Annotated in this window: 20 protein-coding genes; 11 read left to right on the forward strand and 9 right to left on the reverse strand. The window is 60.2% G+C overall.

Going from position 1 to position 24315, the window contains the following annotated elements:
* The first annotated feature begins 8 nt into the window (after positions 1-8).
* The 5 genes from AC1KVG_RS20415 to AC1KVG_RS20435 all read left to right on the forward strand — a co-directional run bounded on the left by AC1KVG_RS20415 (position 9) and on the right by AC1KVG_RS20435 (position 9978).
* Positions 9-7226: a hypothetical protein gene (locus AC1KVG_RS20415; RefSeq protein ID WP_481095612.1), complete on the forward strand. Its 7218-nt coding sequence runs from the start codon at positions 9-11 to the stop codon at positions 7224-7226.
* Positions 7227-7302: 76 nt separating this feature from the next.
* Positions 7303-7548 (forward strand): hypothetical protein, encoded by a 246-nt coding sequence (locus tag AC1KVG_RS20420; RefSeq protein WP_481095613.1) that lies wholly within the window; start codon positions 7303-7305, stop codon positions 7546-7548.
* 105 nt (positions 7549-7653) lie between these two features.
* On the forward strand, positions 7654-8013 hold the full coding sequence (locus AC1KVG_RS20425; RefSeq protein WP_481095614.1) for a hypothetical protein: 360 nt from the start codon (positions 7654-7656) through the stop codon (positions 8011-8013).
* A 590-nt stretch (positions 8014-8603) separates the two neighbouring features.
* Positions 8604-9401 carry an NYN domain-containing protein gene (locus AC1KVG_RS20430; RefSeq protein ID WP_481095615.1) on the forward strand — a complete coding sequence of 266 codons (798 nt, stop codon included), beginning with the start codon at positions 8604-8606 and terminating at the stop codon, positions 9399-9401.
* A 208-nt stretch (positions 9402-9609) separates the two neighbouring features.
* Positions 9610-9978 carry a hypothetical protein gene (locus tag AC1KVG_RS20435; RefSeq protein ID WP_481095616.1) on the forward strand — a complete coding sequence of 123 codons (369 nt, stop codon included), beginning with the start codon at positions 9610-9612 and terminating at the stop codon, positions 9976-9978.
* Between the two features lie 45 nt (positions 9979-10023).
* On the opposite strand, the gene AC1KVG_RS20440 is transcribed toward AC1KVG_RS20435, so the two are convergent.
* Entirely contained in the window at positions 10024-11610 is a 1587-nt protein-coding gene (locus tag AC1KVG_RS20440; RefSeq protein WP_481095617.1) for a MobA/MobL family protein, read from the reverse strand.
* A gap of 256 nt (positions 11611-11866) precedes the next feature.
* Between AC1KVG_RS20440 and traD the strand changes: the two genes are divergently transcribed.
* The 4 genes from traD (at position 11867) to AC1KVG_RS20460 (ending at position 14255) form a co-directional block, all read left to right on the forward strand.
* Positions 11867-12193 carry a conjugal transfer protein TraD gene (gene traD / locus AC1KVG_RS20445; RefSeq protein ID WP_369975443.1) on the forward strand — a complete coding sequence of 109 codons (327 nt, stop codon included), beginning with the start codon at positions 11867-11869 and terminating at the stop codon, positions 12191-12193.
* A 263-nt stretch (positions 12194-12456) separates the two neighbouring features.
* Complete coding sequence (locus AC1KVG_RS20450; protein ID WP_481095640.1) at positions 12457-12732, forward strand: HNH endonuclease; 276 nt, start codon at positions 12457-12459, stop codon at positions 12730-12732.
* Positions 12726-13286, forward strand: coding sequence for a hypothetical protein (locus tag AC1KVG_RS20455; protein ID WP_481095618.1), 561 nt, complete (start codon positions 12726-12728; stop codon positions 13284-13286). Before AC1KVG_RS20450 ends, AC1KVG_RS20455 begins: the two co-directional genes overlap by 7 nt.
* 6 nt (positions 13287-13292) lie before the next feature.
* Entirely contained in the window at positions 13293-14255 is a 963-nt protein-coding gene (locus tag AC1KVG_RS20460) for a hypothetical protein (RefSeq protein WP_481095619.1), read from the forward strand.
* A 323-nt stretch (positions 14256-14578) separates the two neighbouring features.
* Here AC1KVG_RS20460 and AC1KVG_RS20465 read toward each other — a convergent pair whose 3' ends face one another.
* The 7 genes from AC1KVG_RS20465 to AC1KVG_RS20495 all read right to left on the reverse strand — a co-directional run bounded on the left by AC1KVG_RS20465 (position 14579) and on the right by AC1KVG_RS20495 (position 22649).
* Positions 14579-15484 (reverse strand): EcsC family protein, encoded by a 906-nt coding sequence (locus AC1KVG_RS20465; protein ID WP_481095620.1) that lies wholly within the window; start codon positions 15482-15484, stop codon positions 14579-14581.
* A 149-nt stretch (positions 15485-15633) separates the two neighbouring features.
* Entirely contained in the window at positions 15634-16746 is a 1113-nt protein-coding gene (locus AC1KVG_RS20470) for an AlbA family DNA-binding domain-containing protein (RefSeq protein WP_481095621.1), read from the reverse strand.
* A gap of 9 nt (positions 16747-16755) precedes the next feature.
* Entirely contained in the window at positions 16756-17766 is a 1011-nt protein-coding gene (locus tag AC1KVG_RS20475) for a hypothetical protein (protein WP_481095622.1), read from the reverse strand.
* 49 nt (positions 17767-17815) lie between these two features.
* Entirely contained in the window at positions 17816-20395 is a 2580-nt protein-coding gene (locus tag AC1KVG_RS20480) for an XVIPCD domain-containing protein (protein ID WP_481095623.1), read from the reverse strand.
* A 35-nt stretch (positions 20396-20430) separates the two neighbouring features.
* Positions 20431-21060 (reverse strand): DUF1629 domain-containing protein, encoded by a 630-nt coding sequence (locus AC1KVG_RS20485; protein WP_481095624.1) that lies wholly within the window; start codon positions 21058-21060, stop codon positions 20431-20433.
* A gap of 840 nt (positions 21061-21900) precedes the next feature.
* A complete protein-coding gene (locus AC1KVG_RS20490) occupies positions 21901-22101 on the reverse strand; it encodes a hypothetical protein (RefSeq protein ID WP_068574169.1) in 201 nt (66 codons plus the stop codon).
* A 68-nt stretch (positions 22102-22169) separates the two neighbouring features.
* Entirely contained in the window at positions 22170-22649 is a 480-nt protein-coding gene (locus AC1KVG_RS20495) for a JAB domain-containing protein (RefSeq protein WP_481095625.1), read from the reverse strand.
* Between the two features lie 491 nt (positions 22650-23140).
* Between AC1KVG_RS20495 and AC1KVG_RS20500 the strand changes: the two genes are divergently transcribed.
* A complete protein-coding gene (locus AC1KVG_RS20500; protein WP_076037883.1) occupies positions 23141-23419 on the forward strand; it encodes a hypothetical protein in 279 nt (92 codons plus the stop codon).
* Entirely contained in the window at positions 23416-23832 is a 417-nt protein-coding gene (locus AC1KVG_RS20505; protein ID WP_274497649.1) for a hypothetical protein, read from the forward strand. The genes AC1KVG_RS20500 and AC1KVG_RS20505 overlap by 4 nt, the downstream gene beginning before the upstream one ends.
* Before the next feature lie 41 nt (positions 23833-23873).
* Here AC1KVG_RS20505 and AC1KVG_RS20510 read toward each other — a convergent pair whose 3' ends face one another.
* Entirely contained in the window at positions 23874-24098 is a 225-nt protein-coding gene (locus AC1KVG_RS20510) for a hypothetical protein (RefSeq protein ID WP_323514014.1), read from the reverse strand.
* Positions 24099-24315: the final 217 nt, after the last annotated feature.

A 24315-nucleotide genomic window follows, 5' to 3' on the forward strand; every position in this document is an offset into this window, starting at 1 on the left:
CGCCGCCCATGAGCAGGTTCACGCTAGGCGTACAAGCCACCTTGCTGCTGCCGTCGGCATCGCACGCACTCGTCGATGCCGATGCGGCCGGCTATGGCCTGCAATTCGGCTTTGCGTTCGGCGATGGCCCTGCCCAATTCGTGGTGGGGCCATCGCCGCGGCAGCCGCCGCTGAGCCTGGGCACGGTGATCGGACAGATCGCCAAGATGCTGGGGATCGATGCGGTCGGGCAGATTGCGCATCTGAGCGCCTCGCTGCCATGGAGCAAGATCTTCGACGTGAAGATCGCACCCTATTTGACCGTATCGGTCGGTGAGGTGACGGCAGTACAACTGGTGGTGCAACTGTACGACGACGATGGCTACGGCATCCGGCTCGGCGGCAGCTATGGCCCGGTCACCATCGAGCCGAAATTCACCGTCTACGATCTGATCGTCGGTTACGACACGTCCAAGGATGGGCTGGCGGTCAGTGCACGCGTGGCGTTTTCGGAGCAGGACGCGTTTATGCAGACGCGTTCGCTCGCGGCAGGGATCCAACCGGCAACGACGATCGCCGCACCGCTGGACGATGACGCGAAGACCTCGGTCGTCAACTATCCGTTCCCGGTCCCCGCGCAGGGCGGCAGCAATTTTCAGGTGAAGTATCTGGGCCTGGGCCAGCGCTTCGGCCCGCGCGCGCATATGAACAAGGACGATCCGATTGCGGACGATCCGATTGCGGCGATGTTTACCGAACTCGAATCGACGTTCACCACCAACGACCCGCGGCAACTGCTGGATAGTCTTGGCACGTATTACGACGCATCGCGTGACTGGTTCGTGGCCGCACACATCCTGGTGCGTGGCTGGGACATCCGTGCCGTCTTCAACGATCCAGTGCTTTACGGACTGGAAATCACCTGCTCGGCCGACCAGTTCAAAGGGCTGCTGTTCGAAATCCTGTACCAAAAACTCGGCCCACATCTTGGCGTGTATTACGGCGCGCTGACGATGCCCACGCAGTTCCGTCAGATCAACCTCGGCGCGGTGGCGCTCACACTGCCCTCGTTCAAGATCTGGATCTACACCAATGGCGACTTCAAGGTCAGCGTCGGCTGGCCGCTCGGCGACGATTCGATCGGCGTGCAGGTCTACATCTTCACCGGCGGCTGCGGCTTCTACTTCGGCAAGCTGCGCAGCGGCGACAATCCAGCCAGCGCCGCCGCTGCGTTGAAGGCAATCGGCTCGGCGGCGGCCACCGACGTGGTCAGCTACAACCCGATTGTGACCTTCGGTCTGGCGATGTGGTTCGGGGTCGGGCGTTCGATCAGTGCGGGCCCATTCTCGGCGTCGCTATCGCTGACCGCGCAGGGCACCTTCCAGGGCATCCTGGCATGGCGCGACGCTGCCAGCGGCGGCTCGGTCTCGAAGACGCCCGATTACTTCTGGTTCGCCGCCACCGTCGGCATCGTCGGGCAGTTGCAGGGCGAGGTCGATCTGAGCGTGGTCAAACTCTCGGTGCTTGTGCGGCTCTCGGTGGTTGCCGGCATCGCATTCGAAACCGGCTACGGCACGGTCATCAACGTCACCGCGCGCGTGGACGCCGAGGCACGCCTGAAGATCCTGTTCGTCACGATCTCGGTGGGCTTCCACACCACAATTTCCACCTCTTTCGAGATCACCGGCGGCACCCCGGCCAGCCTGGATGGACCGCTCGATCCCGCCTTCCATGGCATGAACGACTGGGCGCATCGCGGCATCGAACAGCATGAGCGTAGTCTGCTCGCCCATCGTCAGCGGCTGCGTGCTGCCACCGCACCGCTGGCCCGGACCGCATGGCACGCAAGTCCGCCGGTCGCGCCGGTCGAGGTGGCGCTGTCGTTCCTGCTGCAGCCGTCGGTGGTGTATACGGCTGACGTCGGCAGCGCAGTCGGCGTGGCGACGCTGATCATCGGTGCGCCCGGCGCCAGCGACGCCGCGCACTTAAGCGCGCTCGAGACGCTGGTCGGCGCGCTCGCATCATGGCTCTTGCGCACCTGGTCCAACGGCACCGGCAGTTGGGCCCAGGTGATCGCGAACCTGGGACAAGGCCGCGCTCTGCCACCTGCCGAGTGGGATAAGACGCTGACCGGTTGCCTGTCCACCGAGGTCCGCTTCACGCTCAATCCAATTGATCTAAGCGTGCATCGCGAGGACGGCGAGGACGGCGACTGGGCGATGTTCCCGATGTTCGGCGCGCTGCAGATGAGCTGGACCGGACAGGATACGCCGCTGGTGTTCGCCGACCACGCGCGCACCTATCCGGACTACCGTCAGGCCGTCGAGGCCTATTTCGCCCAACTCTCGCTCAGCGTGCTGACCGACAACCCCGACCTGCGCGGCGCGGCACGCTTCGGCGCAGCCGACGGCGACGCGCCGCAGGGTCCGTCGCTGACGGCTTACATGTTCGACGACTACTTCCTCACGCTGTGCCGCCAGATGGCGAGCAGCCTCGCCGGCACAGAGCGCGAGACGGGGCAACCCGGCGCACTGCCGGACACCGCGCTGACGCGCACCCTGGGGGGCATGACCTCGCGCTACCTGATGAACGGCATGCGCCTTCCCGACCCGGCCACAACGCCAGCAGATATCGACAAGGTGGATCTATACACGCTCGACATTGCCGCCGGCTACGCGCTCAACGGGCAGCAGTTCGCAATTGCGACCAACGCAAGCGAGCCGCCCACCAGTGTCTCGGCGACCCTCTCGCTTGCACCCGCCCCGCTCGGCGCGGTGGCGGCGATTCCGGTGAAGTTCGCCGGTGGCGGCAGCAGCGTCACCTCAACGATGCCCGTCGAGGCCGTGCCACCGGTGCCCTGCCCGCGATGGAGCCGACGCGGCCTGGCGCTTGCCGCAGCTGCGGCCGTCAGCGTGGCGCCGATCCCGCCGGTGCATGGCGAGGCCGTCTGGTATGCCGCGCGCGATCGCCTGCCCTGGACAGCAGCAGACGCTCCAGCACGCTTCGTAGTGCCGCTGCCGCCGGCGGTGCTGCAGCAGTCGGCCGGCGCGCCGCTCACCTTGACGGTCCAGACCGGCCGGCCGCAGACCTCGGACCCGGTCGGCCTGCAGCAGGTCAACCCGGCCCTGATGATCCAGGTGCCGATCTGGCTAGTGAATCGCGCCGCAGCCGGCAGTGTGGATGGCGACGGCGGCCCTGCGAATCCGTATTACACCGATATCTACCGCATCGGCGGTGCAGACGACGCCACGCGCGAGCGCATCCATGCCTTACTGAGCGCGCAAGCACTGGCCGGCGCAACGCTTTCGGTGCTCTACGACGCCACCACCACCGGCTACCAATCCGACGCGATCGCGTTGTCCGCGCAACCGATAGTGCTGGCAAAGACCAACCTGTCGACGAGCAGCGAACCGGCGCTTGCGAATGTGCCGATGCGCCAGACCTTGCTGCGCGCGAGCGACGACCCACTCGGCCCGGTGTCGACACTTTTCCCCGATCCGCAGCACCCCGACACCCCGGAAAACCAGCAGCGCCTCGAAGCGCTTCTGCAATTGATCTGGGAAGTCAGCGTCACCCAGTCGGATGGCTATTTCCTGCGCTACGCAGACGTCAGCGGCCAACCGCTGCCGGTGCGTATCTTCACCCCCAAGGGGCAAGCGGCGCCCACCGACGGCATTGCCAACGGCGACACCGCCACCCTTACGCTGCTGGTGAGCTTCCCCGCCTCGACCACATTCCATCCCTGGCACAACGCGTTCGCGCTCGCGCCACAGGGCAGCCTGGACGGCACGCTGTATCTCGGCGTCGCCGACGCCGCAGGCACGCCGCTGCTGCACTACCAGCCATCTTATCCACCCGGCTGTCTTGGCTTTGTGGCCGACTGGTCGCTTGCCAACACGATGCTCGCGCGCGAAGCCGGCACGCTGTACGACGCCGACTGGATCGCCGCCCTCTATCACCTGCTGCAGTTCCGCATCGACGGCGCAGCGGCCGACAGCGCGGTTCCGTTCGGCACCTCGCTGTGGAGTCTGGCGCTGAGCCCGTCGTCCGACAGCGCCGGGGAGGACGCGGCCAATGCTGCGCGCCCGGACAGCTTCGACGCGGCCCAGCAGAGCTATCGGCAAGTGGTGCCTGCCTATCGCTTCGTCACCCAGAATGGACTGGTCAGCAGCACGCCGTTGCCCTACGCGGCGATCGGCGGCAAGCCGAATCTGATGCTGCGCGTGAACGACGTGTTCGGCAACGCGCTCGACGGCGCGACCGACACCTTTACCACCGACTTCCCGGTGCTTTACAACGATGCGCTGCTCGCGCCAATGGAATGGCCTGGCGTGCGCTGCGCCTATCGCTTCGAACCCGGCCAGCTGGACAAGCCTAGCCAGCTGGGCTTGTCGATGCAGTTCGACCCCAGCCTGGTGATCCGCACCGACCCGGCGCTGGCCCACGTGCGCGTACATGGCCTGGCAGCTGGTGCGACCGCAACCGACGACGACCGCGCTCAGCAGCAGATTCGCGCAGCACTCGGTCGCTATGCCACCGTGGCCGCGCAATTGGCAGATCCGCATACCTGCGTGACGCTCACCCAATCGGTGTTGCCCTCCAACGGCGGCGAACTCGGCGACGGTAGCGCCATCAAGCAGGCGCTGACTGCGTTCGCAAACGACATCGTGCAGCAGTTGAGCAACGCGCTCGGCGGCGGCACGGCAACGCCCAAAAGCCTGCTGCTGCAGCTCCCCTTCGACAAGACCGATCTGGCAAATCGCGGCGATGATTTGTTTGCGGTAACGGTCACGCTCACCTTCGCCCGACCGCCCGAGTTGGTCGACGAGGTAGCGCGCACTGGCATGCCGCGCGCGGTGTCGGTGGCGATGCCGCTGGCCGCCGATCTCGACCCGCCGTCGCAGGGCACTGCCCGCGCACGCCAGCGCGCTGCTGCCAGCGGCGCGGCGCCGGTGGAAGATGTCGGCCTGGCCTGGTTTGCCAGCCAGTTCGAGGCCAGCTTCGCGGGTTTCGATGGCGCCGACGGCACAACACGGCTCGCCGTGCGCACAGCAGCCGACAGCCCGGCAACCGGCGACGGCGGGGCCTCGCTATGGGGCATGCGCTGGAGCAAGACCCACGGCATCCATGTGCAGTTCCGCCAGGACGCGGCCAGCTACTTCACCCTGCTGCCGCTCAACACCAAGCTGATGTCTGGTCCCGCCCAGGTGCCTGTCTACAATCCCGATACGCTCCTGCCGACCTACACCACGCAGACCTTCAGTGGCGTGGATGTCGATGCCTGGGCGCAGAGCTTTTTATCCGCATTCGACGAACTGCTCGCGCCGGCAAACTGCGCCGCGCTCGCCGCGCTCGACGGTGCCGCCTACCAGACGCTGATGGGGCATAAAGCCACCCTGGCAAAAGCGCTCGCGCGCGGTGTCGGCCCGGTGTTCCCAGCGCTTTCCGGCGGCGATCTTGCCGCCGCGCAGGATCAATTCGAACAAAGCGTGCTGGCCGCACTCTCGACCGCCTACGCAGTCTCCTCGATCGTACAAGTGCCGGCCGACGTCTTCGTGGCCAACACCGCAGAAGCGGGCACGCTGCCACCGCGTTTCTTCGGTGGCCTCACTGCCAGTGCCAAGGCAAGTGGCCCGACCGAAACATTGCCCTCCTCTTGCAGCATCAGCAGCGCAAAGCTGCCGATTGCCACAGCTACCGCGTCCACGCCTGGCCTGCTCAATTTCCTGGTGACGGCCGCGCACGCGGGCAACGATGCCAACCTGCATCTGGACCTGACCTACGGCGCACGTTTCGTCGAGCATCAGATCGACGAAACGCAAGCGGCATTCGGCTATACGCCGTCGCAATGGCTGCGCTTCGTGCTCGAGCTTCCCAACGATCCGCTGTCCATGCCGCTTGGTGCGATCGACGCACCGGTGCCGGTGCGCGCGTTTCCCGCCTCGCCGGTGCTGCAGACGCAGCGCGCCGAACAGACAAGGCCGGTCCGTTTCACCGCCTCGGCCACCACCGCGTTGCAATGGGATTACTCGACCCGGCTCGTGCTGGCCGAGCAGGAAGCGCAGGACGAACTGTGGCTGACGCTGACCTATAACCGGCCAGTGAACGGCACGCTGCGCGGCCGGCAGCTCTCCGAGCTCGGCACCATCGAAGCCGTGTTCGAGGCGTTGGCCGCGTTCATGGCCGCTTGGCCGGTGTTGCGGCCTGCCGTGCTCGCGCTGCAGCAGAGTGCGTTCGACGCACATGTGGGCATGCCGACACCACAGCAGGTGATCGGCGCACTGCTCGATCAGATCGGCCATGTCACCGCTGCGTGGGCGACATGGCGCGGCCCGCCCGGCGATGCCGCCCGGGTGCTGCTCGCCAACGCACCGGTAGCGCAGTCGAGCACGGGCTACGTCTTGAATCTTTCGCATGCGTTCGACGAACAGAAAACCGTGCAGCTGTTCGCCCAGGGTGCGTATGCGAACGGCCAATGCGATGCCGCAAGCATCGTCTGGCCAGCCATTAATGGCCAGATGCACGGCGAGGTGTCACCCGCTGGCGCAGCTGCACCCGACGACACGGCGTGCTGGTTCATGGCGACCTACGCCTACGCGGCGTTGCCGGAAACAGCCACCGGCACCCTCGACGTCGTCTGGGAGAACCTGGACATCGCCACGCGCCAGACCGGCTATTCGACCTGGTGGATCGTCCGCAACGCCAATCTCGCCAGCGCCAACGGCGTGAGGACCAATCCCGCCCTGATCTACCGGACGCCGGAGGTCTCGTTCGCCTCGCCAGTAGTGCCGATCATCACCGTACCGCGCTGCACCTTCGGCTCCGGCGACGCACTGGCCGACGCAATCGAAAACGCGCTGGCGCCGCTCGCCGAGGCCACCAGCGCAGCGGCCAAGGAACGCCTGCTCAAGATCGCTGCCACGTATAGCTACCAGATCGCCGCGCCGGCACAAGGTGGCACCGGCCTGTGGAGCGACATGCCGATTTTGCTGGCCACCGACGTGCGACTCACCAGCGATGACGTGCAAGCCGTCTCGGATAATGCCGTGACGCTGCCTGTGCTGGCCGGACAATTGGCCAACGACTGCGCGCGCTGGTTCGCGATCATGCAGCCATCCACCGACGTCGCACTGCTGCGTCTGGACGTCACGTTGTTCGCCAATGTGGAAGGCACTCAAGTACCGATCGTGCTTGCGCCCGAGCTGGAGATCCAGGTTCCGCCGGGCGGGTGGACGCCCTCCCTATGAACGCCAACGACCGCTCCGACGCCGAGGGCGTAGCGAGGCCGCCCGTTCCGCCTCGCATCATTGAAGGAACCGCATCATGCCTACCACCGTGAAGCAAATCCCCGGCTTCCGCGCCATCGCAAACGGCAACAACATCGTGGTCCAGGCCGGCAACCCGACCCAGTACCTCGTCTCGCATATCGCGCCGTATCCCAACCGGGATCTGGTGGTCGGCAACACCTACAGCATCTCGGACCCGAATTATCCGCCCGGAATCTTAGTAGAGCTGGTGCACGCGCCAGGTGGCGGAATGCAGACCGCCACGTTCCAGCAGCAGACGTAATGTGGACCGGCGGCGACCCAGCCGACACGCCGGGCCGCCACCGGCTTGCGGGCAGTCGCGATGCAAGACCGCCGGAGTGACACCCATGCGCTATCGGAGGATGCAATGACGGGCAAAGTCTATATCGCAAACATCAGCGCCTCGGCCGCGACGTACTCCATCAACAACACGCCTGTCAGCACGCCCGCGCGCCCGATGAATTCCGCCACATGCACGCCCTACTTCGTCATCGTCGCACGCTCGCGCTACCCGGACCCATCCGGCACCTTCGCCATGGGATCCAACGACTTCTACGTGCAATTCGCGGACACGATTCCGCCCGAGCACAAACAAATCGATTGCGTCGTCGTGATTCCCGACAGCAGCTCGATCGACGATGACCTGATTCTCTACGTGTTCCGCAATTCGGTCAGCCTGCTTTCCAGCCGAGGGATCGTGCTGCCCGACACCACACCAGCGGCTTGAGGTAAGCATCGGAGACGGGTTCTTTGATGGGGCTGAGTCGAACAGATCGGATTGGCCGCCATGCGCACGCCTGCTTCAAGAACGCCAACCGGTTAATGGATGAACTGCGCTCTTGACCAGATAAATTTTGGGAATCGTAAGACGGATGTGGCTCTATAAAGTCGTCAACAGCGCGTTGAACGCTTTGGATAGAGGCTGAACTCAGCTACCTTGCTGCCGGACGCGTTTGTAGCCGAACCACCCGCCTAGATTCGGCGCGAAGGTGGCAGCAAATTAGGCAACAGTGGCCTGCGTCAGTCTTGCCAAGAAGTCGAAGATGTCCCGACTTGCGTTCTTCTCGGATCTTCGGGATCTCGAGAAAATCTTAACGCTGTGGTCAAGCAACAACGCACCTTGATTTGGCGGAGAGAGTGGGATCGGATCACCTCCGAATTAACCCATTCAATCCGTTGCAGAAAGCGTGCTCGGCAGGTTTCCTGTCAATGTTTCCTCGATCATAACGCCGGGCTTGACTCGATTGCTAGCGCCCGCTTGCCATCGGCAAGTTGCTGACGCCATTGTCTGTCTGCATAAACTCGGACCTCACAGGCATGAGCAACTCAAACAGCCCGCTTGAAGCACGTGTCGCCGTGTTGGTCGATTGCGACAACGTGCCGACCGACATCGTGGAGCACGCGTTGCTCATGGTGGCCCAGTTCGGCCGGGTCGTGCTGCGCCGTGGGTATGGCAACCACAACACCCTCGCCAACAAGTGGCAGGAAGTCCTGGTCCGCCAGGCGTTCACTCCATGCCTTCAATACCAATACGCCTCCGGCAAGAACACCGCAGACATCGCTCTGGCACTAGACGTTTTGGAGGCACTGTTCGACAGCCGAGCCGACACGTTCTGCTTGGTCACCAGCGACTCCGACTTTTCCTACCTCTGCCGCAAGCTCCGGGAGCGTGGGGCAACGGTCTTCATCGTGGGCGAGCCCAAGACCCCGGATGCTTTGCGCAACGCCTGCGACCAGTTCTTCGAATGGGACCGGAAGGCCAAGGAAGCGGCAGCACCCGAAGTCCAGGGCAATGAACTTCCTGTCCTGAAATCGGAGGCGGCGAAAGAAGAAGCGCCCCGCGCTGAAGCCAAGCCGCTACCCAAGCGCCGCCCTCGGTTCTTGGTTGAAGCCGTCACCCTGCTGACGGGAGACACCTCTGAAGGCAAGGTTGGATTGGGAGCACTGGGCCAATACCTCAAACGCACTGACCCGTCTTTCTCACCCAACCTCTACGGCCACTCCGGCCTGCTCAACATGGTGAAGACCTATGACCTGCTGACCACGCAACGGGAGGAGACCGGCGGCTGGTCGGTCAGCATCGCGCACAAGCCAGAACCCACCGATACGGCGTGATTGCTCCCGTTGCCTCAGCGGACCATGTGCTTCTACAAACGACAAATCGGGGACGCCGACCCAGTTGAAATCTTTCCTATTCGTCAAATGGCATAACTGCCATCGAATTTCTTCGCGTATTCAAATTTGTGAAATGCAGCCACAAGCGAGCTCTTGCGTAAGCACCGTTTCTTGGTTGGATGAGGGCTTACCCAACACAGGAGCACCCATGCACCACCAAACGCAAATCCAAGTCGCCAGTCGCTTGCTCGGCCACCTCCTCCAGCAACACACCACACGCCTTCCCCCGAACCAAGTCGAGGACATCCAATACGCGCTCGATTTGGCTGCAGAGTTGCTACGGCTCGGCGCGCCAGGGCCGGCAAGTCAAACCCAGGCGTCAGCCATGGCACCTTCTCAACCCATCCTCGTCAAACGAGCGGCCGTGGATCGCAACGTCGTGCCGACCATGCCTACCTCCATTGAGGAGTGGCGAGAGGCGCGCAAGAAGAAGGATAAGGACAACGTCCCCCGCCCCAAGGAGCCCATTGGGATTGAACGCGCAGACTTGCGCCCTCGCCCTCGCGCCTGCCGCTAGGGCCCAAGGAAGAAAGCCCCGCATCTGCGGGGCTTTCGATATCCATCAGGGCCGCGGCCGGCGGCGTGTTGGTTGCGGCGCTGGCACTGGCGAAGGCTTGGGCATGGCTGGAGTAGCGTCGATAGATGCAACAGAGCCATGGACGATTTCAGGCTCTGGACTTGCGAGCATCGCTTCGCTCCACTGTTCCACTTGAGCCGCGCGGATCTCAATCTCGTTCTCGTCGTCGTTCCACCGCTGCTCGGAGACCGCTGACCGGGCTGTCGCCAGTTCGGCTGTGCGTTTTTCCAGCAGGGCCAACCGCCGTCCTCGTCGCTTTTCCCATTCTTGAGAGGACCACTCGCCATCGGGACGGGGATGGTCGCCGTTGAACTGCTCCCATGCCTGCTCAGCTAGGTGGAAGAGCTTCTTCGCACGCCCCAAGGCGCTGGTTCGTTGGGCGAACTTCACCATGCTGCGCTTGAGGCGGCCCAGTCGTTCAACCAGCCCATCAAGTCCTCGGCGAAGGTCGGCGTTGTCGACAAACGTCGCCGTTTGCGCCGTCCAGTTCCGCAACAGTCGCTGGGTTGCCACCAACACCAGGTCGGACCGAGTCGAGAGGATCTCTGCAAGGTCACGAGCTGCTTCCATGACCAACTCACCGATGGAGCGCATTGGTCGAGGTTCCATCTCTTCTGCAGACCAACCAAGCGCTTCGGACAGGCGCATGACTCGAAGCCCGTGGATCTCCAAACCCGGCACAGAAGACGGAAGGTCTTTTGTGGAGCCAACCCTGTGTCGACGGTCGCGCTGCGCCCGGTCGTGGCTATGACCAGCGGAGCCCAGAGTCGCCCTGCCCTCCCGCTCAGCTTGGGCTAGCAGTTGTTCGAAAGCTTTCTCGTTGTCTCGCACGATGCGCGCATTCTCGGCGGCACGCTCAGTCATCACTCCCTTGCGGGCCAGTGCTGTGGCCGTCTTGCCTACGTGCTTTGTGGGCTGGCGGGACAGCACCATGGCTTCGGCCCAGTCCCCGCGAGCCAGAGCCTCCTCTGCTTGGACCTCCAGGCGGCGGTGGTCGACCCGAGCATCGATGCCGGCAGCGGCCAAGTGCTCGTTGATGGTGAATGCAATGGCTTGGCGGATCCACTCGATCTCGATCTTCCCCGACGCTCCGCCGTCCAGCTCCCTCGTTTTCTCGGCGAAGCCCTCGCTGGTCAGCCGACGCGTAGTGGCCAGCAGATGGACGTGATGGTTCAGCCCATCCCGTGAGCCCGGGGAGTGGATGCTGGCCTGCAAAGCGAAACCGTAGCGGGCGACCAGGGCTTGCCCAATGGCCACAGCGAGATCGGACCGTTGTTCGTCATTGAGCTCGTGCGGCAACGCCACCTCGAACTCGCGGGCCACGACCGAGTTTTTTCGGTTCTCCGCCGCCTCGGCCTTTTGCCAGAGCTCGGCCGGGACGAGCGCCCAGTCGGGCGCGTCCTGGGGAGCGAGACACTCGGATGTCACGACTCCACCTCGTCGGCGGTAGTCGTGGCGCTGGCCGGTGAGGTGATCGATAAGAAGCAGGCCAGCCCGATAAGCGGCTGCGGCCACAGCAGAGTCGCCGCGGGAACGACTAAAAACTTTGACGCGAGAGTGGTAGATGGCCATGCAGAGCTCCGGATGAGGTTGCTCTCTTTATGCCGTGGCTTTTGATTTGCGCAAGCGCGGAGCGCTTGGGGTCCAAGGGGCGGAGCCCTTTGCGCGCGCAATGTGAAACATTGCATAAGTGCGCTCTTGCTTATTTCTTTTAAGCCTTGTTTTTCAGATCTTTTCGATTCCGAAGGAGTCCAAATTTTCAAGTCGGCGCGAACTTGACGCGAGCCATTTCTCTGGTTGACTCGTAAGCACGCAGAGGAGAAATCAAATGAGCGCGACAAACCACTACCACGACCGAATTCATCGAGCTACAGAGCGGCTAGCGCAGCTGCAAGCGCGCGAGCTTTTAGCGAGCCAGCGCCAAGCGGTAAAGGCGAAGGAAACGCAACGCCGCGAAGAAGCCAAGCGACGCATGCAGGTCGCAGAGCTTGTGTTTTTAGCCGGTGCCGAAACGCTGGAGGATGCTGAGTTAGTCGGCGCGCTGTTGAGCTATGTAGAAAGCCGCAATGACCATGATGTCCGCAACCAAGCACGTTCGCGCGGGACCTTGCGGCTGACAATGGCAGACGCAGAAGACAGCCAAATCAGGCACTGACCTGGCTCTTCAGCGCTCGCACTTGCTGGCGGTCTCCGAGTTGCAGTCGTCTGAAAGTTGAGCTAAAACATGTTTGCCGATCGCTAAGCGTCGGTGTTGTGCCCGCATGCCAAACGGCTCCGGGTGCCCGAGGTCCACCCAATGGGGGCACGGGAATCGCCTTTTGATTCCATGCTGGGACCTCTATTGTGAAACGCCTTAAAACCTTACGCACACAAGCTTTCCAAGCCCAGAACGGCCGCTGTTATTACTGCGATGCGCCAATGTGGCTTTCTTCCCCCGACGAGCTGGATTTGCGCCCACGTTCGGCGCGACCTTACCAATGCACTGCCGAGCACCTATTGGCTCGCCGAGATGGGGGAAAGGACACCGCCGGCAATGTCGTGGCCGCCTGCTACTTGTGCAACCTGCGGCGGCACAAACGTCCTGCGCCAGCCCCCTCGCCCCAGGCCTATAGAGCGCTGGTGCTTCGACGCGTCGCAATGGGAAGATGGTGGCCTGCGTCACTCATCCGACTGAAAGGAGACATAGGATGTTGAAGGAGCGTATTGCCACGCTTGTCACCCTAATAATTTTGGCTGCCTGCTCAAAGGGCCCTGCCACAACATCGCCCTCTTCTGTCCCGACCGAGATTCCACCGTCGACAGCCACGCCTGTCGGCCCTACCCCATTTGAGCAAGAAGTCGAACGGGTTAAGGGCGTGCTGTCTTGCCGCAGCTCTAAGATCACCCCGGCAAGCGATGGCTGGGGCGCACTCTACGGCTGCATTGGTGGTCAAGCTGAGACGGTGAAGTTCTTCATCAATGAAGAGCAAGGCACCGGTAAAGTAAAGAGCATGAAGTTCCTATGGAACGACTGGTTCAAAGACCGCAGATATGGCATTCATGCTGATGCTAAAGACGCTGACAAGATGGTTCATGACTTAGTGAAGCTCTACCCGAGCCCGAATGACAAAGTCCTGTTACTTGCATTCAAGGGCAAGAAAAACGTTACCCAGGAGGGGAGTGGCTACCGCTTTGAATACACTTACGACCGAGGACCAGCGATTGATGAGCGGATGATCGTGGTGACTCCGCTGCCTTCAAATCAGTAGCTGCCCATGCCAATCATCGCTGACCTTCGTGCCGATTTTTTGAACCGCATAGGCACGACTTGGCATAAAGCTCCTGCAGAGCTGCGCGCAGAGCTAATTGTCGCACTAGGTAACCTTTACGACCGTTTCCATCAGGAAGGCTTAGCCGACCGCCACTTTGACCAAGCTTTGACCTCTGGAAGCCCGACCCAGCACGCGCAGCGTTTAGCTGAGCTCCTAATGGCCGGGCACCTCTGGGCGCACGGTTTTGATCTAGATAGTGCAAACGAAGGTCCGGATTTCCGTGCCACCAAAGACGGCCATTCAGTATGGGTGGAACTGCTCACTCCTGAGCCCAGCGGTATTGACCCGACATGGTTAACAGGCAACAAGCAAGGGGTGTGGAAGTATCCACACCCTGAGATTGCCTTGCGTTACACCTCGGCGCTGAAGGAAAAGCACGAAAAGCTAGTAGGCAATGGACGTGGAAAAGTTGGCTATTTGTCTAATGGGATAGTAGCACCACGAGATATCTACGTTATTGCCATAAACCAGCACCTACTCCAGAGATCCTTTCGCACCCTCAGCGGCATCAGTCAAATTCCTGTCGCATGTGAGGTGGCTTTTGCTGTCGGCCCGCAACAAATTCACATCGACAGACATACCCGCCAAGTCGTTCACCGTGACTACGCACACCGACCTGAAATTCCCAAGCAAGTTGCTGGAAAGCCGGCGACTACAGTCCCTGCAGACAGCTTCCTAAATCCATCTTACAATCACGTGTCCGCGATATATGCGGTAGATCTGATGGAGGAAGTTCTGGTTAAAGAGCTACCAGGAAAACCCTTAGCCAGGGAACACCTGTCAGCGATGGCCTATAACCCTAACGCTACAAACCCCCTGCCTCTGCATCTAATTCCAGCCCAGTCTCACTGGACTGCCACGTCAACTAAAGAATTAATTGAACTCCAGCGTCAACGCCAACAATGACGCACACCCACTCTTCCTAGTTGAGCTTCAGGATTCAATTTTCTCGGGTGTGCGGCCATCGGTTCGCACTACGGGCGGCTGGTGAAGAATAAGGTCTCCTCCGCCTGAGGCTCAGGAATTCCTGAGCCTGCGGTATCGCCATTATCATGTATCCGGCCAAGCTGACGGCGCTGGACCTGAGCCTGGAAGAGATCCGCTCGGTGATCGCCACAGCGAATTCAGTGTCGGAGCGGAATGGGGAGCTGGATGGCCTCCCCAACCAGCGAAGCTTAGACATTGATCCGCGGACAACTTAGCCCCAGCGTAGCGTCCGAAAATCTGGCTTAAGCGCTACTTTCCTCAGGCGTCCAGACATCGCTCTTTGCTGGCTCCACGGTCACTTCAATCACCTGTGAGCCGCTTTTTAGTGCAAGGAACCGCTCTCTGTAGAGGTAGAAGGCAGCTTTACAAACCTTGTCCGTATAGTAGGCATTGAATCCACCGCCAAGTACCGCTCCGGCCACGGGTATGACATTGGCAAGCTTCGCCTTGGTTAGATTTATACCCATGGCTTTCGCTATAGACAAACAAACCTGAACAAATACACTCTTCTCAAGATGCTCCCAAGTCTTCTTTTTGGCTACGTCTTGAGCGATCTTCACCAAGTGAGACAAGGCAGCCTGCTTCCCGCCATCAGTGCTGCTCGAGGCAAACGCCAAGATGTTTAGCGAAAATAGCCGCTCCTCCTGAGAGGACATATCAAAGCCGCAATAGGTTCCATATTCCCCGATCGCCCGAAGATTCATGGTCAGAAGCGCAGTTAAGTCAACCGGAATCGCGGCAAGCGCGACCAAGGGATTGACCACAGCTGTTCCACCTGCTGCAGCCCCTTCCAACAGCGCAAGACCTTCGTATTTTGTATCAAGCCAACCTATGGCTCTGTCCACAAGCTGAAGATCGAGGCTTGGAACTTGATCCAGCCCTGTTATTTCTTTCTTAGAGATCGCAGAAAGTTCTTCGATAATCGCGCCCGGCCTAACTGACCATTGTGAGAAATCATTGACCAACCCTACGATACCGCTTGTGGCCTTACTACAAGTTTCACTGAACCCAGGGATCTTATCTACTGCCTGACCCGCAAGCTCCAAAGGCTTGTTCACATAGGTCATGGCGGTATCGAACCAGGTTTGCCGAGGGTTCTTCCAAGCATGAATCTGCGCCAATGCGCGCTTTTCATATTCCGAAAGCAATGACCTATCTCCTGATATTAAAAAACTATGATAGAAATCCCCCAAAGCGTATCCCAAAACACCTTAGTCGAAGCTTGCACCACCGAAAAATATACCTTTACCTCATCTCAAAAAATCTCCCCATTGGCCGAAGTTGGCGCGCAGGAGAGCTAGTCTTTATCCAGCAAATCTTGAAGCTCGTCGAAGCTGAGGTGCCTGCATTCCCCCTCAACGGTTAGAACTCGTTCAACTGAGTATGGAGGGCTGATCTCATTGGCTAAAACCCTGACCTTCATGGTGTAGCAGCCAGGCTTCACAGGCAAGAAAGCCATGTCCTCACTCACTCGCCTTGTCTCGCCCGGGCGAACGTCGCCCAGAAAAGACTGATAGACAGGTTGGCCGCCCACTTCATCCACGTCGGTGGCGCTGCCCACTCTAGCCAGGGAAAAATTCCACTCCTCTGCTGGAACGTCAGGCAGATCATCGGCTGTCAGCACCCTGAAAGCTTCGCCAGCCCAAGTGACTTCGAGCTTAGTCCCGCTCAATGAAAACTTGGAGCGATTGGTTAGCGCCAATCGGATCCGGATTAGGCAGTTTTTGGATTGCTGATACTCTGCCCCCTCCCGCCAGTAGCCGCGATTTTCTTTGGTATAGTCGGAGGCAAACGTGTAACCTGGAAGATGCTCCCGCCCATAATCTGGCATTTCATCGAAAGTTAAGAAGCATCGCTCAAAGAGTTCACCCAACGGTTGATTCTCATGGTCAAGCACGTTCAGTTCAAACAGTGCCTCTCCCTTTGATTGATCGATAATCCCCATGCGGTAGATTTCACGAGGAGTGGCAATCCCGGTTGAACTTCCGCGGCGAACATAGACGGTGTTTGCTTCCACCTTCCCGTAGGCCTTAGAGAGATAGAACGGCCGCGATTGCTTTGGAATAGTAATGACAGCGATATGCTTACCGTCAAACAGCTGCTCTTCATATTTAAAGTCAAGCTTACTCTCCAGCTTTTGATTAACGAACTCCTGAATCCGAGAATCGTCAATGGCACCCTCCGCTGGAAGCCCTACAACCTCCGCTGGATGAGGAGTATTCTCTTTGAAGCCCAGCAGGATGTATGCCTCTCCAATGCGCTGCGTATTTGCCAGTGCAAGGATGTCCTTTAGTAGCTCAGACTTGTCTTCATCCGTCGCCTTTGCGAACTTGTAGCGCTCAACCTTGTAGTCAAGGGTCGAACCTTCCCCTGTGCTTCGAAGCTCCTCCAAAAGCGAATCAGAAAGCATTGAATTTCCTTAGTGTGCAGTCAGGCGCCATCCCATAGTATCGCCGTCGTCGTTCCAATTCTGACCGACCAATTTGTAAAATGCATCCCCCAAAGGCTTGAGTCCTCCTCGCCATTGGTCGGTGTCGGCTTCGCGCGCGAGACCGTAGATCGTTGGCTCCTCGCCCAATGTGTGGACGATGATTAGCAAAGCTTGGATTTCGGGATAAGCATATAAAATACCCTCCCGATCCAATTGACCCTCTATACTAGGCTTTCCCCCAAACTCGACTACTCCAAACACCAAGTTGCCTGGCCGGCCAAACGCGAGGTTCCAATAGGCGCCTGAACGAATTTGCCACTCATCTGGATAGCCAAACGCGACTGGTCGAAGCGAGCTATTGCCGTTGTAGTAGCCGTCTATCAACATCAAGTTGAGCACTAAGCAAGTTGGCGCGGCGGCGTACTGGTCTGACTTAAAATTGTTATTTGATTTATCGATGAGGTTACGGATGATGGCTGTCATATTTTTCCCATCATTGATCACCCCATGCGGCGACACTTCCGTTATGGCCGTCGCCACAAGCCGTCCATCTGAAATTTGACTACTAAGTGACAGCTGAGCTTCAAAGCTTCTCTCATCCATTTCTGCCAGATGAAATGCGCCACCAACAACTGACAAGGTTTTCACCTCAAAACACGGCGCCAAGCCCGCCACAGCAGCCAACCGAAAGTCCGGGGTCTTTTCATTATTTCTCTCAGGGATCCGTCCTAGATCCACTCCTCGCTCTTTGGCCATTTGCCAAAATTGGGCTTCACCGACCAGCTGGATGAATTTTTGAAAAGTTATCGGATTGAGCAACCAATTTGAATCCTGAAATATCTGCTTGATATCGACCTTGAACTTGTTAGCCGACGGCTCGGCATCCAAAAATTCAAGAACACTCCGGATTCTGGCTACATGAACACCTAACAGAAGATTGGGCGCAACGTAGTGCTGAGCTTGAAAATGAGCCAAGAAAGCGTCCGTCAAACTATCCATATGTAAGTCCTTCCAAATATTTAGAAAAATCCACCTGTATTGCAGACGTTCACAAGGAGCGCGTTGACGTAACTTGTTCTTGATTCTGTTTCTGACTCATCTCCACCTGCTGCTGACGCACCTGATCCTGCTTGATGACCTCGGCCTGCTGGAGGTTCTGCTGCGCCGGCTGCTGACAGGCCTCGCGCCCGTCGACATGAGCATGGAAGAACGGTCCTTTGTCCCCGAAGGGCGCATAGACCGCAAAGACGTTCTGCGCGCCATTGTCTCCCAGGCCTCCGGTTACCCGGTCGACCCGTTGCAACAGCGAATCTTCGGCTTGCTGCTTGTAGAGCGACGCCGACACGTTGCGACTCTCTTCCTCGTTCCAGTTGCCCGTGCCCCTCACCCAAGAATGGATCTGCTGGTAGGTGGAGTGATCCGGGTGCGCGGGGTTGTCGGCCAACACCGGCCCCGGCGCCACCTTCTCCAGCGCCGGCTCGGCCTCTTGCTCCTTGCTGCGCACTGGCCCGGTCACCGATACCGTCCCCAGCGTAGGCACATGCGCCATAGCAGGGTGGCCGAGTTCGGCCTTGGCTTGGCGTAGCTCCTCAGAGGTGGTTACTGCCACCTGGTGGGCAACGCCATCGGGTCCGGTCTGGTAATGGGCAATGGGACTGTCGTAGCCGTATTGCCCCTGCTCGTTCGGCTTCAGCTGCTGCATCGTCGGGCCGGCAAGGCCTTCGGTCTGCTTGGTGCGCTGGGTGGCCAGCTCCACCGCCTGAAGGTTGTTCTCCTGGGCGTTGAGGTCGACACCCGCAGCCCGGTAGCGATGCAGGAGCTCGTTGTGCTCCATCTGCGCGGGCGTGGGCGCTGGCCGCGACTGGATGGCTGCCAGGGTCTCCTGGGCGCGCTCCAGCGAGGGCTGGCGCATCTGGTTGGTGAGCTCCAGCTCCACCGCAAGGTTGCCGTTGGCCACCCCGTCCTTGCCAGCCCATTGCCCGACGTCGTTTCGCTGGTAGAGCTGGCCGGTATGGCCCTGGACCTGGTCGGGCCTGGCCCGGGCGCTCTCCACTGCTTCCGGCACTGGCACACCGTAGTCCTGACCTCGCTGAGCGGCATGGTTTTCCAGATAGGCCTGGGCGATGGCCTCGCGACCAGTGGAAATGTTGCTCTCGATCCGAGCAAGGGATTCCTGGTTCAAACGCTGCGCTTGCGCCGGGGTAGCGGTCTGGGGCTCGTAAACACCCTGGTCGCTTGCACCCGCCACGCCGGTCTTGACCTGGCGCTCCCAGGACTCGGTAGCCGGGTTGCGTTGCCAGTTGGGGTTATCCAGTCCCGTCTGATCGCTAGGCTTGGCCGGGAGATTGAAGGGGTCCTGCGGCGGCGGTGCCTTGCCCAGCGCCAACTCGGCAGCTTTGGCATTCGCCACCGCACCCAGTTCCTGGGACTTGGCGTAGCTGGCGCCCACCGGAGCCTGACTGGGAGTGTCTCGTCCATCGGCCCCGCGCTCGAAAGCGCCCTGGCGCTGCCAATCCCGGCCGTTGAATTGCCAATCCACACCGGCATTGTCGGTCTGGTGATAGATGGCGCGGTTGTCCAGCAAATCGGCGCCTTTGTCGAAGGCCTTGCTCATCAAGACGGCGTCGCCGACCACCAGAGCCGCGGGCACAAAGCCACCGCTGCTGCCCAGCGCCGCTGCCGTGGACGCACCACCAGCCCAACCGCCCGCGTTGCGGGCAATGGCGTGCTGAACCTCCGACTGTGCCGCCGTGGTGTTTCCCTGCTCCATCAGCGCGGACGCCGTGCGCGCGGTCATGACCGCATCCGCGCCAGTGGTCAAAAGTCCGCCAGCACGGGTCAGGCCCCGAGCAGAGGCCTCGCCCATCAACAGCTGCATGGCGACATCACCGCGCTGCCCGCGCGGGACACGGAGGTTCTGGGCGGCTTCCTCTCCCAGGGTTTGCTCGACCACCAGGATGCCCCGCTCGGACATCACCACGCGTCCATCTTGGTGCGCATTAGCGATCGCTTGCGACAGACCGTGCCGCTGAAGGTCCATATTGCCGCCGCGCGTCAGCGCTTGCGTGGACCCTTGGAGGTGTTGGAGAGTTGCAAGCACACGCGGCTCACTCTGCGTCACCACACCCCATTGGCGGTTTAGCGGACTGACTTGGCCATGGGCATCTACCTGCCCAGCGTGCAGCTTGTCGTAGCCGTTTGGGTCTTGGAAAAACGCCTGGGTCTGGGCCCGCGCCTGATCGATCGTCTGCCCCAACCCGGCGTTGGTGCGAAGGTCACCATTGATAAGAGCCACCTGCACGCTGTCGCCGAGCCGATGGACCTTCGCCGCTACCCTATCCAGCGCTTCGGGATCGCCGGCCAACGCAGCACGTCCGTCCTTGGATCGTTCCAACCGGGTGAGGCTGTCCTCCAGGCCCTGGCGGTAGTCACGGATAGGGCCGCCGCTGTGAGGAGAAACACCAAGGGCATGAGCCAGCGCCTTGTCGTTCGGCATGTTGATCAGATTCGAACCCGCGTCCATCTCAAAGCGCCCAGTGTCCGCCAGCGCTTTCAACAGGCGGCTATGCCCCAGGGTTTGTTGCTCGATGCCGTGGTGCCCTTGGAAAAGGGGACTGTTGTTGGGCATGGTGCAGATTCCTTCCTTGTCGCGCCTGAGGGCAGTCAGATGTCCGATGCGTCGATGAAAGAGATGCCACTCGCCGCAGGGTCTTCAGGTATTCCAGCGCTGTGAACAGCTTCCTTGAAAGATCGGTCGCAAACGACAAAGGAATTGAACGGCGTCAGAAACACGTGCGCACCACTCAAGACCTCTCGTCTGAAAGCCAAGCTGGCTCCTCCACCGAGGGAATAGAACTTCCCGTTGACGAAGTCCTCATCAATCTCAATCTTCAACCTTGAGGCTTCTTCGTCCAAAGCATCTACCTCGCGAACAACGTCGCAGAGGAAGTGTCTCGGCCCTCTAGTGCCGTCCGCAAGACGGGTCTCGCACTCAACGAATGCGAAGGCGCCAGGGTCAACCGCGACCATGACTTGTTGGAGCCGTTCCGAGACCAGCCAATACCCGCTGAAGCCTCCTTCCAAGTCCCTTGGCGTGGGTCCCTGGGCAGGATCAAACAAGAGCCGTGGTGCTTCACTCAACGGAGGGAATCCGCCGTCCTCAGGGCGCAGGATGAGACGTGGTGGAGTGAGCAACGCTTGTACATTTTCGAAGACTGCGCCACGGAACGGCCTGTCGCTTTCAAGGTCGGGCTCAAATAAAAAAAACTCTCCAGCTTTTGGCTGATTGACCATCGTCGACTCCACGCGTTGCGCTCCATCTTTTTTACAAGTATTGGCAGGCTGGCGGCTTCTTACTACTGCCTCAACGTTCGCAGCAACACTTCCAAGTCGGCTCCTTCGGGAGACGCGAGAAGTGAGTCCTTCTCCTGGGCACTGATTGCAAAATAAGTCATACGACCAGTAGGGGATTTCTTAAAGAGATAGAACCCTGCAAGCTTGGACTGGTTAGTGATCTCATACACACCGTCATCCTCGATGACTAAGTGAATTTGTTTTGGCTTAGCTCTCTCATCAGGCTTACTTTTCGTATGCCACATCTTCACGTCGCCTCGAACCAACGCATTACCTCCTCTTGGGTGGAGACGAAACACCTGAGACACAGCATCTGATTTATTACACTGCAGGAAGATACCTCGCTTCCCACCGATGGTCTCGAATGTTAGGACGTTTCTGTAATCAGCCACTTGACTTCCCTTTTCCTTGCCGTATTAAGAGGAACCTTCTTTGTAGCAGATCGTCCATGTATTGGTTAGAAGTGTTCAATCACGACGAACTATTCCGCCGTATCGAAAACTTAAACACCGAGCAGCTCCAGTCATTGACCTGCCTATTCTTGTCCACCGAGCTTGCCTGGCAATATGGCAGGATGAGCGATGAGCACATTCTAGGCGGCTGCTTGCTAAAAAGCCGAGAGATAGACGACGGGCACATTTTAGCATTGGACCACCTAGATCCTGGGTCAGCCTCCACACTGTTGAACTGATTGAAGAACATGATGAACTAAGCCATACGACTGCCATTCCTTACTAGCCCGGCCCGTCATTGCTCTCACATCTGAATCACTCGCTCCCATCAGCTCTGCCCCGATTCATCGAGATCGCTGGCCTGACGCTCCTCTACGACAACGAAAGTGCTCATTAGCCAGCCATATTTATCGCTGAGCACATTGGCAATATCGCCTTCGCTCTCGCATTCGACGGTGGCTTCAGCGGGCAATACGGGACGCTTGCCGTCGGTCTCCCACACAATACCTCGCACGCGAAACGCTTTCATTCCTGCTCCCTGGAGTGCATCTACCGTAGCAGTCTAGCTTCGATAGACCACATAGGTGAAGAGGCGGGCTATGCCCACCCCCTTGCCGCCAAGCTGACGCTCTTCTGGCCACCGATGACCAAGTGGTCCAGCACTCGGATGTCCAGGAGGCCCAAGGCTTCCTGCAGGCGCTGGGTGACCTTGCGGTCCGCTTCGCTCGGCTCTGGATTGCCGCTCGGATGGTTGTGGAAAAGGATGACAGCCACCGCGTTGAGCTCAAGAGCACGCTGTGCCACGACTCGGGGATGAATCTCGCAGCCGTCGACCGTGCCGAAGAAGAGATGTTCGGTTGCCAGGATGTGATGCTTGGTGTCGAGGAAGACGACCCCGAAGACTTCGTGCGGCAGGTGGGCGCAGCGGGCGACCAGGTAGTCACCGGCTTGGTCAGGGCTGTGGATGCGGCCTTGGCGTTGAAGGCGTTGCTTCAGGATGGTGGCTGCTGCGAGCAAGATGCCCTCCTCGTCCATCTGGAGTTGGTATTGAGCCTTCAGGTCTTGGGTGCGCTTCATCGGTTCTTCTCCACCAGCGCGTTGTGCGCCTCGTGGGAACCGACAGGCGAAGCGTTCGGCCCTACCGCACCCGGGAGTGAGCACCGCGCAAGCGGCGCACAGCGAAGGGCCGCAACAAAGCGCCAGCGACGAGAAGGAGGCCTGTCCTTGCGGTCGGGACAGCGAAGCTAAGGTCCCTTTCAGAGGCCCAGCGCTGGTGGAAAGTGGTGATGCGCGACTCCCATGCCGGTGGTTGAACAGCCAAGGGTGGACTCCATGCTGCTCGCGTGCCATTGCCATCTGCTGCACTCGCCCTGTCGCCGCCTGCCCGAACCACGCCGCTTGCAATCAGCTGCCAGCTGCCAGCTGCCAGCGCCAGCAGCCTTGGGCGTCGACCCACGAAAAACACTCATGCTCAACGCATTTCGGGCGCAGTAGGCTGAGGCACCCATCTCAGCGAAATGCCGCCTAGCTGTGGGACACTCGATGCATATTCGGACTGGCACCGAGCCATGGGAAATGAACGACTAAAGGCCGCCCTGGACCCGTGGATGCGCGTGGAAACGTGGCACACCTTTCATCCGCTTGACGAACAGCGCTTCCATCTAGCCCTAGCTGCCGCCTTCGAGGTGGTTGGCCTGCCCGCTGAAGCCTTGGAGTTTGAGACTGCGATGCTGGCGCTCGCGCGCAAGCACCACGGTGAAGTGATGCTCCATCACATTGACGCGATCGAGGCCTATGCGCAGCTCGCCGAGAACATCAGCTTCTATCTTCACAACACAAGAGCATGACCGCCGCCATAAAGCGTTTCCGCCACTTGCGCAGCCTGGTGCTTGCAATGCTTTGGGTCGTCTCACTTGTCGGGTGCGCAGCGACTGGCCACGTCACTAGCCCGCCCATCGAAGGCCCCGTGCGTCTGGGCGAGATTGCGGCGGTCGACGGGCCCAAGGTGCGTCCCGACAACGTGATTGAGGACAGCCGTTGCCCGGCCGACGTTCAATGCGTCGTGGCAGGCCGGTTGATCGTCAGGACGACCGTGATGGGCGGCGGCTGGTCTAAGCAGATCGATCTCACGTTGGGTATGCCGGTCCCTGTTGCCGATGGCATGTTGACGCTGGTGGACGCCACACCCGTGCCCCTCAGTGGGGAGGCCGTCCCAGCATCTGCCGCTCGTTTCACGTTCAAGTTTCAGGGCGGGCGGTAGCCAAGCCTGTTCAACACGCAGCGCCTTGGCCATTTGCGCTTTTAGCTTGGTTCGTCAGTGCTGGAGAGCCCGTGCCAGGACAAAATTTCCTGGGCCCGACGGCCAACGAATTGGGCGTCCTCGCTCGTCGCTGCCTTGCTCTCGATGGCGGCGGCCATGACTGTAAAAGCTCGCCAGAAGTGGCGACGATCGGGACTTGAGGCCCGCAGTGTGGGCACCGCTGCATCCAAGCGTTCGAGGTGGAGGCGCAATTCAGCTCGGTCCATGCCTCAAGTATCGGCAGCGCTGTCGCATCGCCTGAGACCGTGGCCACGCCCCTCTGAAGGCAAAAGTTGAAGTAGGTGACAGCTTTGCACACCGCCGTGCCCAGGCCAAATCCGGATGGAGCTATGCCGCTGGCATGTGCGGACTCGATCTCCACCACGGAGGCTATTTGTGCCGGCAAGACGCTGCTCAAGCGGCGCGCGGGGTGAGCGACCATCG

It is taken from the genome of Xanthomonas sp. NCPPB 3959 (assembly GCF_056675575.1).